At 34.3% G+C, this 16,424-nt stretch carries 16 protein-coding genes, 1 pseudogene and 1 other annotated feature; of the genes and pseudogenes, 10 read left to right on the forward strand and 7 right to left on the reverse strand.

Going from position 1 to position 16,424, the window contains the following annotated elements; translation table 11 throughout:
- Positions 1-14: 14 nt before the first annotated feature.
- The 3 genes from ACIQXJ_RS02475 to ACIQXJ_RS02485 are packed head-to-tail and all read left to right on the forward strand — an operon-like array spanning position 15 to position 2,889.
- Positions 15-905 carry a carbohydrate ABC transporter permease gene (locus ACIQXJ_RS02475; protein WP_403049212.1) on the forward strand — a complete coding sequence of 297 codons (891 nt, stop codon included), beginning with the start codon at positions 15-17 and terminating at the stop codon, positions 903-905.
- Positions 902-1,735, forward strand: coding sequence for a carbohydrate ABC transporter permease (locus ACIQXJ_RS02480; protein WP_401009370.1), 834 nt, complete (start codon positions 902-904; stop codon positions 1,733-1,735). The genes ACIQXJ_RS02475 and ACIQXJ_RS02480 overlap by 4 nt, the downstream gene beginning before the upstream one ends.
- 29 nt (positions 1,736-1,764) lie before the next feature.
- The gene (locus ACIQXJ_RS02485; RefSeq protein ID WP_403049216.1) at positions 1,765-2,889 is read left to right on the forward strand and encodes a Gfo/Idh/MocA family protein; all 1,125 of its coding nucleotides are present in this window, start codon (positions 1,765-1,767) and stop codon (positions 2,887-2,889) included.
- Positions 2,890-3,123: 234 nt separating this feature from the next.
- Here ACIQXJ_RS02485 and ACIQXJ_RS02490 read toward each other — a convergent pair whose 3' ends face one another.
- The 4 genes from ACIQXJ_RS02490 to ACIQXJ_RS02505 form a co-directional block, all read right to left on the reverse strand.
- Positions 3,124-3,840 carry a CPBP family intramembrane glutamic endopeptidase gene (locus ACIQXJ_RS02490; protein WP_403049219.1) on the reverse strand — a complete coding sequence of 239 codons (717 nt, stop codon included), beginning with the start codon at positions 3,838-3,840 and terminating at the stop codon, positions 3,124-3,126.
- Positions 3,841-3,903: 63 nt separating this feature from the next.
- Entirely contained in the window at positions 3,904-4,599 is a 696-nt protein-coding gene (locus ACIQXJ_RS02495) for a hypothetical protein (RefSeq protein WP_403049222.1), read from the reverse strand.
- Positions 4,596-5,462: an ABC transporter ATP-binding protein gene (locus tag ACIQXJ_RS02500; protein ID WP_403049225.1), complete on the reverse strand. Its 867-nt coding sequence runs from the start codon at positions 5,460-5,462 to the stop codon at positions 4,596-4,598. The genes ACIQXJ_RS02495 and ACIQXJ_RS02500 overlap by 4 nt, the downstream gene beginning before the upstream one ends.
- A 3-nt stretch (positions 5,463-5,465) precedes the next feature.
- Positions 5,466-5,825 carry a GntR family transcriptional regulator gene (locus tag ACIQXJ_RS02505; RefSeq protein ID WP_401009365.1) on the reverse strand — a complete coding sequence of 120 codons (360 nt, stop codon included), beginning with the start codon at positions 5,823-5,825 and terminating at the stop codon, positions 5,466-5,468.
- Positions 5,826-6,299: 474 nt separating this feature from the next.
- Between ACIQXJ_RS02505 and ACIQXJ_RS02510 the strand changes: the two are divergent.
- Positions 6,300-6,400: pseudogene (locus ACIQXJ_RS02510) on the forward strand (IS3 family transposase); the annotation flags it as partial.
- A 123-nt stretch (positions 6,401-6,523) separates the two neighbouring features.
- Here the strand turns inward: ACIQXJ_RS02510 and ACIQXJ_RS02515 are convergent.
- Positions 6,524-6,994, reverse strand: a complete 471-nt coding sequence (locus ACIQXJ_RS02515; protein WP_403049228.1) for a DUF2975 domain-containing protein — start codon at positions 6,992-6,994, stop codon at positions 6,524-6,526.
- 199 nt (positions 6,995-7,193) lie between these two features.
- Here ACIQXJ_RS02515 and ACIQXJ_RS02520 point away from each other — a divergent pair, with 199 nt between their 5' ends.
- The 3 genes from ACIQXJ_RS02520 (at position 7,194) to ACIQXJ_RS02530 (ending at position 10,328) form a co-directional block, all read left to right on the forward strand.
- A complete protein-coding gene (locus ACIQXJ_RS02520) occupies positions 7,194-7,484 on the forward strand; it encodes a hypothetical protein (protein ID WP_403049231.1) in 291 nt (96 codons plus the stop codon).
- Positions 7,485-7,963: 479 nt separating this feature from the next.
- Complete coding sequence (gene pdxR / locus ACIQXJ_RS02525) at positions 7,964-9,412, forward strand: MocR-like pyridoxine biosynthesis transcription factor PdxR (protein ID WP_403054807.1); 1,449 nt, start codon at positions 7,964-7,966, stop codon at positions 9,410-9,412.
- Between the two features lie 4 nt (positions 9,413-9,416).
- The gene (locus tag ACIQXJ_RS02530; RefSeq protein ID WP_403049234.1) at positions 9,417-10,328 is read left to right on the forward strand and encodes a D-alanine--D-alanine ligase; all 912 of its coding nucleotides are present in this window, start codon (positions 9,417-9,419) and stop codon (positions 10,326-10,328) included.
- Positions 10,329-10,602: 274 nt separating this feature from the next.
- Here the strand turns inward: ACIQXJ_RS02530 and ACIQXJ_RS02535 are convergent, their stop codons facing one another.
- Positions 10,603-11,547, reverse strand: coding sequence for a helix-turn-helix transcriptional regulator (locus ACIQXJ_RS02535; RefSeq protein ID WP_403049237.1), 945 nt, complete (start codon positions 11,545-11,547; stop codon positions 10,603-10,605).
- 191 nt (positions 11,548-11,738) lie between these two features.
- Between ACIQXJ_RS02535 and ACIQXJ_RS02540 the strand changes: the two genes are divergently transcribed.
- Positions 11,739-12,242 (forward strand): DinB family protein, encoded by a 504-nt coding sequence (locus ACIQXJ_RS02540; protein WP_403049240.1) that lies wholly within the window; start codon positions 11,739-11,741, stop codon positions 12,240-12,242.
- 182 nt (positions 12,243-12,424) lie between these two features.
- Here ACIQXJ_RS02540 and ACIQXJ_RS02545 read toward each other — a convergent pair whose 3' ends face one another.
- Positions 12,425-12,853: a HEAT repeat domain-containing protein gene (locus ACIQXJ_RS02545; RefSeq protein WP_403049243.1), complete on the reverse strand. Its 429-nt coding sequence runs from the start codon at positions 12,851-12,853 to the stop codon at positions 12,425-12,427.
- A 496-nt stretch (positions 12,854-13,349) separates the two neighbouring features.
- Positions 13,350-13,601 (forward strand) — a binding site (T-box leader).
- 81 nt (positions 13,602-13,682) lie between these two features.
- Here ACIQXJ_RS02545 and ACIQXJ_RS02550 point away from each other — a divergent pair.
- A complete protein-coding gene (locus tag ACIQXJ_RS02550; RefSeq protein ID WP_403049246.1) occupies positions 13,683-15,044 on the forward strand; it encodes an amino acid permease in 1,362 nt (453 codons plus the stop codon).
- A 583-nt stretch (positions 15,045-15,627) separates the two neighbouring features.
- Positions 15,628-16,374, forward strand: a complete 747-nt coding sequence (locus ACIQXJ_RS02555) for an SDR family NAD(P)-dependent oxidoreductase (RefSeq protein ID WP_403049249.1) — start codon at positions 15,628-15,630, stop codon at positions 16,372-16,374.
- Positions 16,375-16,424 lie beyond the last annotated feature (50 nt).

Below are 16,424 nucleotides of genomic sequence, written 5' to 3' on the forward strand. Positions count from 1 at the left end.
AAAGGAGACGAGACATGGAAAAAAAGCTTAAGTCTTTTAATTTGACAGGTATGCTGTTCGTTTTACCTTCTGTACTAATAGTTATTTTACTATTAATCTATCCAATCTTTTCGAGTATCTATTTTAGTTTTACTTCGAAAAATTTAATCCGTCCATTTTATGACTTTGTATGGTTAGAAAACTTTAAATTTGTTTTAACCAATCCAGATTTTTATAGAGCTTTTATGAATTCAATAAAATGGACTGTTTTGTCGTTAGCAGGGCAATTATTTATTGGTTTTACTGCTGCATTAGCCTTAAATAGAATTCCAAAATTCACCGGACTTTATCGAACTTTATTGATAATTCCGTGGGCATTTCCAGCAATCGTCATTGCCTTTTCATGGAAAAATATTCTGAACGATGTATACGGATTTTTACCTAATTTACTTACTAAACTCGGAATAACAGAAGCAAATATTAACTTTCTAGCTAATCCAGATTTAGCTTTTATCGTTGTAGTATTAATAAATATTTGGTTTGGAGCACCGTTGTTTATGGTTAATATTTTATCTGCTTTGAAGACGGTACCATCAGAACAGTACGAAGCAGCCCAAATGGATGGGGCATCCTCGTTTCAAGTATTTTGGCATATTACGCTAAGACATATTCGTGTCGTTATCGGGTTATTATTAGTTTTAAGGACAATTTGGGTCTTTAATAACTTTGACATCCTATACTTAATTACTGGAGGGGGACCTTCAGATATTACAACAACACTGCCAATCTTTGCATTTAAAGCAGGATGGGGTATGAAGCAGCTTGGAGTCGCTTCTGCCATTACCGTCATTCTATTATTATTTTTACTTGGTATTTGTTTCTTGTACTTTAAATTACTTGATAAATGGGAAAGGGAGGATCGATGATGGTAGGGAAAAGCAAACTATCTACAACAATGAATTATATTTATTTGACTTTATTAGCCATCGTGTCGGTCTTCCCGTTACTTTGGATTATTTTATCGTCAGTAAAGTCCTCAGGGGAAATGGCTAATAATCCACTCTCGTTCTTTCCTGAAAAAATAACATTTGATTACTATTTCAGAGTGTTAAATGACTTATCGTTTACTACCAATATAAAAAACAGCTTATTAGTATCTTTTTCAGCTACATTCATTACCATCGTAGTGTCCGCGTTAGGGGCATATGGCATTGTTCGTTTCTTTCCGAAGGCAGGAAAGAAAATGACTAAAATCTTAATCACGACTTATATGTTCCCGCCTATTCTTTTAGCAGTCCCCTATTCGATTATTATCGTATCTGTAGGTCTAGTAAATACATGGACGGGACTAGTCATAACATATCTTTCCTTTTCAATTCCTTATGCGATTTGGATGCTTATTGGATTCTTTCAAACCGTGCCATTAGAAATAGAGGAAGCAGCAAAGGTGGATGGAGCAGGGATAGTGCGTACCTTTGTGCAAGTCGTGCTACCAATCGTAGCGCCAGGTGTAGTGGCAACTGCTATTTATACCTTTATCAATACTTGGAATGAGTTTTTATTTGCCTTGCTACTTATTAATAGTTCTGAAAAGATGCCAATATCAGTGGCATTGTATTCCTTAACAGGTTCAGAAGTATTGGATTGGGGAGAAATGATGGCCGCATCTGTTATTGTCATTTTACCTTCTATTATATTCTTTATGATTATCCAAAATAAGATTGCAGGCGGTTTATCCGATGGAGCAGGAAAATAACAATTGTTTAAATAGAGAGGAGAATAATTATGAGTCAAATCAACTATGGGGTAGTAGGGACAGGCTATTTTGGAGCAGGTCTTGCAAGAATACTTAACAGTTTAGAAGATGCGAAGATTGTAGCGGTATATGATCCAAATAATGCTGAAGTGGTTGCCAAAGAACTAGATTGTGAGGTTGAACTTGATATTGAAGCATTGTGTCAACGAGCAGATATTGATGCGATTATTATAGCTTCCCCTAATGGATTCCATAAGCATCCCGTGTTAAGCGCGGCACAAAATAATAAACATGTATTTTGTGAAAAACCAATTGCCTTATCCTATGAAGATTGTAATGAGATGATTGAAGCTACGAAACAAAATGGCGTTACATTTATGGCAGGGCATGTCATGAATTTTATGAACGGGGTACGTACAGCTAAAAAATTGATTAACGAAGGTGAAATTGGTGAAATTCTTTTCTGTCACGCAGAACGTAATGGCTGGGAAGAAGCACAAAAAGAAGTAAGTTGGAAAAAGCAAAGGGAACTTTCAGGTGGTCATTTATATCATCATATTCATGAGCTTGATTTTATTCAGTTTTTAATGGGTCCAGCTAAACGTGTGTCAATGGTTGGGGGAAATGTTGCGCATCAAGGGGAACAATTTGGCGATGAAGATGATATGTTATTGATTACGCTTGAATTTGAAAATAAACGATTTGCAACATTACAATATGGGTCTGCTTTTAGATGGAGCGATCATTATGTAAAAATCCAAGGAACAAAAGGTGCAATTTTAATCGATTTGCAAGATGTAAAAGTAGTTTTAAAAACACCGGAAAAAGAAGAAAGATATTTATTGCATGAATCAAAAGAAGAGGATGAGGATCGTACAAGAATTTATAGTGGGCTAAAGTCTGACCAAGCGATTGCCTATGGTAAACCTAATCAAACACCACCAATGTGGCTGCATTCGATTATGGAGAAAGAAATGAAGTATTTCCATAGTATTATGCAGGGGGCAGAGGTTGAAGAGGAATTTATTCCTTTACTAGACGGTACTGCTGCGAGAGCATCAATTGCTACTGCAGATGCTCTTACATTGTCTCTAAATGAAGATCGAAAAGTAAGTGTTGAAGAGATAGTTTCTAAAGGAGCTTTTCAAAAATAAGATTGAAAGTAGAATGAACCGATGCGAATGGGGCATTATCGTGGGCAACCTTTATAGGACAAGCTCATGGTAATGTCCTTTTATTAACTGCATGCAGATAGTAATAAGAGCTGTAACTATGCAACGTACTAACTTATAGAAAAATACGACAGATAGTATAGGATAGAAAAACACCTCCTAATTGAAATTAAGGTATTTATACCAGAATTCAATCGTAGAGGCTTTTAATTTGATCTATGCTGTAGGGAGTAGTGCCTTTTCTTTTTTCTTAACACGTCTCCATAAAAATAACATATAAACAAATAGGACAATTATGATAATATACGCTGTTAGCATAGAACTTTCAGCATTCCCCATAAAGTTGAAGAAATTATTAAAACCATGGAAGAGAATTGTCAAAATAATGGATTGGCCATCGATAATCAGTAATGAAAGAACAAGACCTACGAGAAGGGCATAAATAATTTGAATGATGGTATCTTCAACTGATTGCCCCCCAATTAGTTGCAATGAATGTGTGACGCCAAACAGTATGCTCGAAATCCAAACTGCAACAAAGATTCCCTTAGGTTGCAACATGCGAAGAAGAAATCCTCTGAAAATTGTTTCTTCAATGAACGCAACAATAAACATTTGCATTATAAACATAAGAAATAAATCGCTAAGCGATTCGAAATTTAAACCTTTCGTGCCAATTAAAATAATACATAACACGATAAGAAGCGGTGAGAATACTATAATATTTTCTGTATTGATTGCAACAAAGAAGTAATGGCTCCATTTCTTTTTGACAGTAATATAAAGGAAGAGGCCAACTGCTAAAGGAATCAAAAAGGCAAATTGTAGAAACGGACTAGAGGGCTGTTGAATGGATACGTAGGCGCCATTAGCAACATAAAAAAATATAAGAAGCATTTCTAATCCAATAATTTTAAAAATGATTTTTTTCATTTTGATGATTCCCTTCAAGGTTAATGTTTTACTTTTCTTTATTTAATGTTTTCATGCCCCGTTTTATGATGGAATTGCAGAAGCTTTTCGTAATGCACTTAATATTAAGATATAGATGAAAATAATAATAACTAGTAAGCTAGCGATGATAGTAAAAGTAGAAACCTCTGATACAAATTCAAACAGCGGTGTATACCATTCGAAAATGACCATCATGATCGGAATCAACGCAAGTACACCAATAAAGCTGTAGCCACCTAATGTTCCGAAGCGGTAATAGACGACATTTAAAAGTAAGCTTGAAATTAGACAGAGTAGAAGTAACACAGTATCCATAGACATTGTTAAAAAAAAGGAATCAGAATTGCTGAAAAATAAAATAGGGTGGATAATAATCATATTTTTATAATTAAATAGGTTAGAAACGAGGGTAATAATTTTATGCGTACAAGCGATCACGAATGCACCAGCAAGGCTCCAAACGATGAAAAATAAGCCAACGTTGCATACATACTGCATACGACTTAAGCCAAGCTTTAAAAAATAGGGCAATGTTTTATTTAAAATTTTCGCTCCCTTCACACTATAAAAAATATAGACAGGTATTGAAATCGTCATGGCAAAGGACACATACTGCCCAAAAAAAGTGTCTATAAAAAATGACAGTATGACGATTGAAAACAGAATGCACCAAAAAATAATATTACTTTTTTTATAGCTTTGAAAAAGGACGTATAAGCTACCCTGTACTGTTTTCATTTCACTAACCTCGCTTTCTGCTGTTTACTTAAATACACTAATAGGTCTTGTAAAGATACATTTTCTAGTATGATGTTATCATCTTCAATAGGCTGACCACTGGCATACACAACGGCTGTCATCTCCTGCATAAAAGTATGTTTATAAATTACTTTTAAATTTTTTATTACTGGCTCGACATCTTGTGCGCTTCCTTTTACTGCAACAATATACTTTTCCCATTCTTCTGCTGTTTTTTGAAGCAATAATTCACCTTCATGGAGGATAAGAATTTCCTCGAATAATTTACTAGCTTCATCTATTAAATGGGTTGATAAAAGAAATAGCCTTGGATTTTCTATTTGTTGATCGATTAATAAATCATAAAAAGTATTTCTTGCAGCTGCGTCTAATCCAATGTAAGGCTCATCGAAAATCGTGATTGAAGCATTACTGGCAAACCCTGTAATAATACCGAGTGCAGATACCATCCCTTTGGAGAGAGTGCGTACCTTATCTTTTGGATTAAGTGCAAACACTTGAAGTAGTTCATTTGCAAGCTGTTCATCCCACTTTGGATAGAAAAAACTATTAGTCTTTAAACTTTGCGCAACTGTCATATCTTCTTGAAAATTCCCACTCTCTGCAACAAAGCAAATGTCTCGTAATATAGCAGAAGCATTAAAAACATTCTCACCATTGACACAAATTTGCCCTTCAGTTGTAGAAATAAGTCCCGCTAAAAGGTTTAAGAATGTTGTTTTACCAGCACCATTATGGCCTAAAAAACCGATGATTTTTGGTCCTTCTATAGTAAACGATACATTTTTTAAAGCAGGCTTCTGCTTATATAATTTGCTTACATTTTTCACATCGATATTCATAAGTTATCCCCTTTGTAACATATTTTGTAATTCTTCATCTGAGATACCTAAACGTATTGCCTCTTTTTTCAACGGTTCAATATGTTGTGCAAAGAAGATTTCCTTACGTTCTGCTATTAAAATCTTGCGTGCGTCAATACTAACAAACATGCCAACGCCTCGTTTTTTATAAATGACACCCTTTTCCACTAATTCGTTCACACCCTTTCCTGCTGTTGCAGGATTTATTTGATACTCCTTGGCAAATTCATTTGTCGATGGAATGCGATCTTCAGATTGTAAATGCCCATCAAGAATTGCATCTTCAATCCGTTCCCGAATTTGTTGGAAGATTGGTTTTTCATTGCTTAAAGAATAAATCACAATCCACCTCCTAGTTAATTGGTTCATTACTTGTGTAATTAACCATATAACGTATTGGTTTAATTGTCAAATTTTTGTTGGTAAATTTTCGTGTGAAACGTATAGAGCAAATAAAGTTGGAATCTGTGGATTAGTTTTATGCCACCTTATTTTCAGAATAAATCTAGAACATGATGAACTGGTATGGAAAAAGGAAATGGACAGTACTACCAAGAATAATGAGAAAGATTCACAGATAAATAAGTAGTTTTAGAGAGGATTTAAAAGCATGAATTGATAGTGAAATAAATGTTTTGAAAAGAGTGAAAAATATGCTGGAAGATAAGAGGAATGTTCAGTTTGAAGTAGAATTCGAAGGACAAAAACAGGAGGCTGAGATAACAAAGTTCGTTTTTAAAAATAAAGATGATTAAAAATCCATGTGTTGATATGCAGGATTTTTTTATTTCCAATCGGGCCAGATTGTGGAGTAATAAGCGTGAACTTGAACTATATATTGAATACATAATCACAAACGTATAAAAGAGGAATTAAAAGGATTGAGCTCGGTACAATACCGATTTCAACCCTTCTAGCTGCTTAACTTAATATAATAGCTAAATTTATGGTGTCCTTTCAAAAAAGAATAGGCGTCCATTTTTCATTTAAGGGTCATAATTCAGTAGGGGAAGTAGTTATTATACTTGCAAAATAAACACCTACATTTTTTCTAGGATATTTTTTATGGGCTTTTGAAGTACGTCTATAATGGCAGCAATGATAGCTGTTACTAAAATTCCTATTAGACCAAGTGCTATCGGACCTGCTGCGTCTTCACCCGTGAACATAGCAAAAACCCTTAAGTAAACGATTAAAAACAAAATGAAGATAATTATTGTAAAAGCACACTTTTTTATAACCTTCAAGGATTTAAGGGATAACTCAGAAAAAGCATTGTTTATATTGATATAACTCAATAGTTTATATGCTTGATACAACGCAACAGAAAACGTAATGCATACTCCATAAGCGCATATTAACAATGGATATATCGAGTAATCTCCTGGACGCATTTTCGCATCTCGAATAGCTGCTTGAGGTAACCAATATATACATACAGCAAGTACCGCAACTCCAATTAGAAAAGCAACGGTCTTTAAGAAAAAAGTTGAACTTAGTTTAACATCCATTTGAAGCACCTCACTGATTTAATAATAATATGATTTAATACGATAGTAGTCTATTTTTTATCGTTTATCAATATATTTATTTTGTTTTTCATTACATAATTGTTGTTATTCACATAATTATTTAAGTTGTGATTGTGATGAGAAGTACTTAAACTAACGGCGCAGTTTAGTTCAATAACTAATTTAAGGTGGTGTTCTTTTGAAAGAAACAAACAATAAACACATATGGATTGAAGCTGAAGAATGGGCTGAAAGTGAATGGAATGTTGAAGATGCTAACCTTGATGTCATCGTAACTTTCTCTGACCGTTCTAAATGGATTGCGAGTTTTTTCACCTACAAAAACATACAGACATTGAGAGAGAAGAATGTAAAGACAGGCGAATGTTTGATAGGTGCATATCTTTGGTCAAGCGATATGTTTCTTATAGATATTGCAAGTAAAGAACGAATTTATGAAGTTATTGACTTCCTTATTGAAAATGATTAGTTTGAGTCTGTTTTTACTCGATACTCAGATGTAGATGTTGAAGATGACTATTTGTATCCAGAGGATTTCTTTAAAATGAGTAATGAATAAACATTCTTATTCAACCAACGGAGGCTTTAATTCAACAAGGGATTGGAATTAAGATATTCAACAATTAGGCGCTTTCCTTGATAAGGAAAGGGTCTTTCTTCATGAAGTAGGTATGATTGTTTAGTAAGAAATTCGCATAATTTCAGCATTATTTATAATGTTCAAATGGAATGGCATATTAAAGTTTTTCCAACTTCACTAGATGCACTGTCATAATAATTACTTTAAATTTCAAGTTTCAAAATATTGTATTAAAATAAAATGAACAAATGGATATTTAAAAACATGATAGTTCCACACAGCTACCACCAGACAGTAAAAATACATATTGGGTGGACCTTTTGAAATCAGTACAGGAATGTAAAAATGTTAGTAAGGAGATGAATGGAGTGTTTAACGATTTTAAGATTACGGAAGGTCGTCCTGTCTATATCCAACTTAAGGAATATTTAAAAAAAATGATAACCAACGGGCATTTACTTGAGCATCAAAAGCTTCCATCCACTCGTGAACTCTGTTCTTTATTATCAATTAGCCGAAACACCGTTCTAACAGCTTATGCGGATCTGGAACAAGAAGGGCTTATCTATGCGGTAAAGGGAAAGGGAAACTTTGTCAGTCATGTTGAGATAATCAAATCCCCATCCATCCAGTTAAATTGGACTGAAAAAGTTAACGAACAAACCTTTTTGGCAGATGAATTGGACCTTAAAAAGCAAGGTGTACGCTGGGATAAGGAAATTATTTCATTTAATAGCATCGCACCCGATGAAAAGCTTTTTGATATAGAAAATTTTAAACGGGCTTTTTTAAATCGAATGTCTATTGAAGGAGACATTGTTCTTAACTATGGATATGCAAAAGGCTATAAACCACTTATCGAATACTTGCTTCGCTACATGGAAATTAAAGGAGTAGACACTCGAAATAAAGATATTTTAATTACCAATGGATTCACGGAAGGTCTGGATCTCATTTTATCCTCTTTAAATAAAAAGAGCGGCCGTGTTATTTGTGAAAATCCAACTAATGACTCTGCTCTTAAGCTCTTTCGATTACATGGCTTCGAAATTGATGGAATTGAAATGGATAATGATGGTGTAAATATTACTAAACTAGAAAAAAACCTATCAAAAAAAGAATATGATTTTGCGTACTTAATTCCGTCTTACCATAATCCAACTGGAATCGTAACGTCTTCAAAAAAAAGGAAAGAAATCATGGATTTGTTTTCTGCATATCATCTTCCTATCATTGAAAATGGATTTAACGAAGAATTACGTTATTCAGGGTCACATCTCGCATCATTGGCATCCTTCGCTGGACAAGGAAATAATGTTATTTATATTAGCAGCTTCTCTAAAATTCTTTTTCCTGGTTTACGGATTGGCTGGATATTGGCAGATAAAGATTTGATTAATTACTTAGAAAGTATGAAAAGAGCTCGAACAATTCATACGTCTACATTAGATCAAGCTGTGTTATATCAATATTTGATTGATGGATACTTTGAGAAGTATATAAAAAAAGCTAAATCAGTCTATAAGAAAAAGTATGAAATAACCGTTAGTTATTGTAAGCAATTTATTCCATTCAAACGACTAACTGGTGACGGAGGACTTCACATTTTTATAGAACTAGAAGACCACATTGATTCACGAAAACTTTTAGAAAAATGTTATCAAAGGGGCGTTGTTTTCTTACCTGGTAGTGTTTTTCACACGGACAATAGTGGAAACAATACTTTACGATTAGGATTTTCTAGGCTGAATGAAAGAGAGATTATTCAGGGCATAAAAATCATAGGCGATACGTTAAAAAATAATTATGGGGGCTAGAAAAATGAGAGTTGGCGTAATTATGGGAGGGGTTTCTTCCGAGAAGCAAGTTTCAATTATGACAGGTGAAGAAATGATCGCACATTTAGATAAAAATAACTATGAAATTGTACCGATTCACATAGAGCACAAAGAAGACTTAGTGGAAAAGGTGAACGATCTTGACATTGCACTACTGGCGCTGCATGGCCAATTTGGTGAGGATGGTACTATTCAAGGTACTCTTGAAACCATGGGAGTTCCTTATACAGGGAGTGGCATTCTGTCCAGTAGCTTATGCATGGATAAGAATATCTCAAAAAAAATCATCCGCTTTGAAGGCGTGCACACACCGGATTGGGTTCACCTTACGAACATGGAAGAACTTAAAATGGATGAACTAGACAAAATGGGCTTTCCACTAGTTGTGAAACCTAATTCAGGCGGTTCAAGTGTGGGAGTCAAAATGGTTTATGATAAAGAAACACTAAAGCCAGCTATTGCGGAAGTATTCAAATGGGATTCCGAAGTGATAATTGAAAAGCTAATTATGGGAGAGGAAATCACTTGTTCCATTTTGGATGGAAAGCTTTTACCGGTGATTTCGATTCGTCATCAGGGAGAGTTTTTTGATTATACCTCCAAATATAATGATGTGGCTACGATTGAAGAGGTGGTCCAGCTCCCTCCCGAAACACATGCCCGTGTCTCTTTAGCTGCTATGACTTGCTATAATTCATTAAAATGTAGTGTTTACGCCCGAATCGACATGATGATGCAAGATGGTATCCCTTATGTGATGGAAGTTAATACATTACCAGGGATGACGAAAAATAGTTTACTGCCAAAAAGTGCACAGGGAGCGGGTATTCCTTATCATAAGCTACTTGACTTAATCATTGAACATTCACTTGAAGTGAGGAAAAAGGGTATTTAGAATGTACGGAAGTTAGTTCAAAAAATATTTCGCATAAGACTAGATTCAGAAGGATGACTCTTAAATCCGCAGCAGTTTAGTTGAAATTAACAGTCATAAATGGAATCACCAAAAGATCTTATTAAAGTGTTACCTCAATCTGAATAATATCTATGGAATGTTCTCGATTTCATTAAAGGGCCATTTAATGGAATAATTACAAATGGAACTTACATTTTGATTTATATTATTTATAAATGTAAGTTCCATTTGAGTATAAGAGTTTAATTTTTAGTTAATTATACTTATTTAAAATATTATTTAACTTTTCCTTCATACATTCAATTAATTCAGAAGGACTTTTAATAAGTGCTTCTTCACCAAAAGTAATTAAATAATTACAAAAAAAGTAAATATCACTTTTGGAGATATTACCATTCAAAATACCTGTACCATCTTCTCTTTTAGACAATCCTATATTTGCCCATTTTTCGGATTTATACATTTCCACTCCCTTATTAGTTAGTTCCACATTTAATTGGAATGTACATTCTTTAGCCTTAATAAGGCTAAAACGGTTTTTTAAATAAATATTTGATAAATCTATAGGGCCATTCTTTTCATCACGTTCTACGGATGTTATACGATCACATCTAAAGACTCGATAATCCTTATTTAAAAAACTATAAGATGGACAATACCACTTTCCTCCATTTGCATAAATACCAATTGGTTGAATACTTCTATAAGTTAGTTCCCCATTTTTTTCATATTTTATTTTAAGTACTTCCTGTTCGATTGATGCCTCCAATAATCGCTTTAAAAACGGGATTTTTTCCTGTTGGTAAACAGATACAAAATCAACTCGATTTTTCATTTTATCAATCGCATCTCTTATGTCTCCCGAAAGAGTTAAATAAAATTTCTTTTTTATTGATTCATACTCAGTATCAAAAGGAAGGGAAATATAGTGTCTTAAAGCATGAATCGCAAAAAAAATAGAGATAGCTTCGTCTTCACTAAAAGCAATTGGAGGGAGAATTCTTTCATTTAGGACTTGATAACCACCATGAGGCCCTGCTTCAGAATATAATGGGACACCCATCTCACTTAATTCTTGCAAATCTCTTAAAATGGTTCTTTTTGAAACCCCAAATTCTTGCGCTAATTCCCTAACGGTAAATCTTTTCTTTCGATTAACCATCATTATCATTTCATTTAATCTTTTTGCCTTTGACATACATACCTCCAAAAAATAACAGTGACATAAGTTGTCACCATCATAATATATAATCACAAATAGATAAAGAATAAGGGAGATGAGAGTCTAATTAGATTTTCCTAACAGATAATATGGAAGTGAATGGTAAAAAATAACTCATTACAGCTGTCTTAGAATTATCAATTGAATGGAATGTGGAGGAATTAATTATGTTTGAAACGATTTTAGACTTTATTGAAGAATGGAATTGTGAAGCAATGCTAACTCAAAAAGTGATGGATAATTTAACGGATAATTCATTAAAACAAAAAGTTTATCCAGAAGGTCGTACTTTGGGAAGGATTGCATGGCATTTAACGACTAATATCCCAGAATATTTAGCAGATTTCGGGTTGAAGATAGATTGTTTTGAAAATGGTGAGAGCGTCCCTACATCGGCAAAGGAAATCGCTGAAACCTTTAAAAAAATAAGTTCTTATGCAGCCGAAGTTATTGAACAACAATGGACAGATGATTCTCTGAAACAAGTACAAAATGCATTTGGAAGAGAACAATCAAATGCTCGAATTTTAATGGGTCTAATCAAGCACATTGTTCATCATCGTGGACAGGTTACTATTCTTATGCGACAAGCAGGAATAAAACCTTTTGGGGTTTATGGTCCGCCAAAAGAAGATTGGATTCATTTTGGGGTGGAAAATCCACCACTTTAATAATATGGTGCTAATGGGTATTTCTCTAATCAGGTTATCTTTAGCAATTGCGTTAATATTGAACTAACGGAGCAGGTTAGTTTAATAAGCTGTTTATACTATCATTAAAAAAAGATAAGAAAAAGTCATTCCCTCCACAAGCAGAGAGAATGACTTTCCTTCTTAAATCGCAAAACTACTGATTACAGTTTTGCCCAACGTTCCTCTAACCAGTTCATAAATTCTTTCCCTTTGTCACCTTCATACGCATCAAAGACATCTAAACGCATACGTTTTAGTTTATCCGCAAAGTCTGTCACTGTATGGTCCTTCGGCAAGCTCTTTTTTACCCGAAGGAAAATTTTGTCTGTTCCTTTGATAATATCAAAACGTGCAGGTGATGGCTTCTCTACGTCCTCGCCAAGCGCCACAAGTGCTTCATAGGCGGCTAATTGCACCTTGTTGACAGTATCATTCTGCATACGATTTTTTAATAAATCTATGATTTTGTCATGTTGATAAGCCGATAATATTTCGACTGCATCTAAACGCTCTCGCCAGCTAGACGTATAATTGGCTTGTTTTTTTAATGCTTCATACTGCTCAGGTAATGCTGTTTCAAACTGTTTCAAGTAATAGCACCTCTTTTTTTAACTAGAGGAAAAATGAATTCTTCTTCTGCTTCTCTTATTATACGTTGTTTTGGTGAAAATAGCGATGAATCGCTGGTAAGGATATATATAGAAGATGGAAACTAACTATATTAAGGTGAACGGTATCATAAGTATGTAGTATTCTTTATCAGAGTTGCTTTCTTATTAAACTAACGGGGTGCACTAGTTAAACAAGAAATATGCTTATAACTCCCACAATCGGGCGCGATTCTGTTATAAGAATCAGCGCTCATTTTTATTAAAAGGCCAGATTGTTGAATAACATTCTTAAAAAAAATTTACCTAACATTTGTTGAAATATTTCCTTTAGCTTATATATTTAAGTGGTGAGTTGTATTTATATAGTAAATTGTTATATATAAATTAAGAGGATTATGAAGAAATTTCGGAAATTATATTGACAAAATAATTTTTTTCTGTAAAATGAAAAACAATTCAAAAATATTTGTATAGAACAAAGGCTATGAAAAGAAATAGTATCAATTATTTTTACGAACAGAAAGTTACCGGTTGATGAGAGGTGCATGTAAAACGATTGAGAATTCATCTTGGAGCCGTGTACCGAAAAGATTATTCTAAGTAGGCTACGCCGGTAAGCACCCGTAATCATGTGCGAGAGTATCGTCGAATGACCGTACTTCTTAAGGTAAGTAATGTGAATTGCTTATAAATTAAAGGTGGTAACACGAGTTGAATCGTCCTTTTGGTTAATCCAAAAGGGCGTTTTTTTTTATTCCTTTTTTGAGCAAAGTATTTGAAAATCTAAACGTATTAGGAGAAAGACATTATGAAAGACAATCATCAAGATTCACAGCTAAAGCGCGGATTAAGTACTCGTCACATGCAATTAATTGCACTTGGCGGATCCATTGGGGTCGGTTTATTTTATGGCTCTAGTTCAACAATTCAAATGGCTGGGCCATCTATTTTATTAGCTTATTTAATTGGCGGATTAGTTATTTTCACAATTATGCGTGCACTAGGGGAAATGGCAGTAGAGGAACCTGTATCAGGCTCGTTCAGTACGTACGCGAATAAATATTTAGGCCGCTTTGCAGGGTTCTTATCTGGTTGGACGTATTGGTTCATGTGGATTGTCGTTGGCATGGCAGAATTAACAGTAGTCGGTGTATACATTAACTACTGGTTCCCTGATATTCCACAATGGGTAACTGCCCTTGTAGTACTTTTTATTATGATGCTTGTAAACTTAGCAAATGTAAAAGCTTACGGAGAATTCGAATTCTGGTTTGCGATGATTAAAGTTGTTGCGATTATCGGTATGATCGTTCTTGGATTAGCCATTATTTTCTTCGGTGTCGGCAACCACGGTGAAGCAATTGGCTTCGATAATTTATGGGCCCACGGTGGCTTCATGCCAAACGGTTTCCATGGTATTTTAATGTCCCTAGTATTAGTTATGTTCTCATTCGGTGGGGTTGAATTAGTTGGTATTTCTGCAGGAGAAGCAAAAAATCCTAGCAAGTCAATTCCTTCAGCTATTAACAACATCGTTTGGCGTATTTTAATTTTCTACATTGGTGCATTAGGCATTATGATGGTTATTTATCCTTGGAACGAAGTTGGTTCAGAAGGTAGCCCGTTCGTTCAAATTTTCGATTACGTCGGCATCCCTGCTGCGGCTCACATTATTAACTTTGTTGTAATTACAGCAGCAATGTCTGCATTTAATAGTGGTTTATACGGTTCAGGACGTATGCTACACAACTTATCGGTACAAAAAAATGCTCCAAAATATTTTAAAACAGTAAGTAAAAACGGTAGTCCGCGTAGAGGGATTTTATTTTCTTCAGCGGTGTTATTAATTGCAGTTGTCTTAAATTATGTAGTACCTGAAAAAGTGTTCATCTATATTTCGGCTGTTGCGACTGTTGCAGTCATTACAAGTTGGATGATTATTTTATTAGCACAATTGAAATTTAGAAAGTCAAAAACGAAAGAGGAAGTAGCCGAACTGAAATTCAAAATTCCGCTTTATCCACTTTCTACGTATATTGCCATTGCATTCTTATTAATGGTTATTGTGTTAATGGCGTTTATTCCAGATATGCGTGTTGCCCTATATGTCGCACCAGTTTGGTTTTTAATCTTATTTGTTGGATACAAAGTAATAAATGCTAAAAAGTAGTTAAATCATTTCATTTTAACTGATACTTCTTCAATGAAGAGATATTTTAAAAAGTCCTTTTGGTTAACTCGATTGGTTACAAGATTACTTATTTTTATATTCTAGAAAATGTTAATATCGTTCCCGAATGAAAGTTTGGAAACACATCAAAAAGCCAAGAAGCGTTGTTAAATCAATGTTTCTTGGCTTTTCTAATGAAGATTATTTATACAGCTTTTTATGCAGGGTACGCAATCAATTTATTGTTTTATGTAATTGTAAGAGGAATATGGGCTTTTCTTCATATCATAATCTTGCGTTCTATCTTAAACTACCATGAAAGTTAATTTCTTAAGACCTAACAACGTACGTGAATAACCAGAAGGCTTATAAGCGACCTGCACAAAACATACGGTCACTTCTAATGGGGTGGTCGATAATCATGTTCCAAAATAATATTTAATTAACACGGTGTAAATAACTTCACAATATATATATATGTAATGTATAATATAAATATCCTAGGTATACATGAAGTATTTTTGTAAAAGCTATTTTTTAAAAGTCTGAGATGATATTTAATTTTTTGAAAAGGATGATTATAATGGGACGTTTAACAGGTAAAGTAGCAATTATCACTGGTGCAGCACTGGGGATGGGAGCGTCGGAAGCTAAGCTTTTCGCAAGTGAAGGAGCAAAAGTAGTAGCAACGGATATTAGAGATGATTTGTTAAAAGAGGTAATTAGTGAAATTAAAGCAAATGGCGGAGATGCAATTGGGTTAAAGCATAATGTTACATCTGAGGAAGGGTGGAAAGATGTTATTCAGGAAGCTATAAACCATTACGGTAAGGTAGATGTACTAGTCAATAATGCTGGAGTAGCCAGTCCAAAAACGATGACTCAAATGGAAATGGATGAATGGAATAAAGTAATGGATATTAATTTAAACGGCTGTGTACTTGGGATGAAATATGTAATTCCAGAGATGCAAAAAGCCGGTGGTGGTTCTTTGATTAATATTTCATCTATTGGTGGGATAGTGGGTATGGCTGGATCAAGTCCATACACTGCTGCAAAAGGGGCATTACGCTCTTTATCTAAATCAGCTGCTGTAGAATATGGAAAAGATAAAATAAGAGTAAATTCCGTTCACCCTGGTATTATTGAGACACCTATGACTGCTGATTCATTTAAGGAGGCTTTACCATTCTATCAAACATTCACTCAGCTTCCTTATTTCGGGAACCCAGAAGATGTTGCTTACGGAGTACTATTCCTTGCATCTGATGAATCACGTTTCATGACCGGAGCTGAATTAGTTATTGATGGAGGTTGGACAGCCATTTAATATTAAGCCGGTGGCACATGTGCTATAAAGAAAAACAATAACTACTTTAT

This window comes from Lysinibacillus sp. NPDC097868 (assembly GCF_044761135.1).
GTDB lineage: Bacteria > Bacillota > Bacilli > Bacillales_A > Planococcaceae > Lysinibacillus.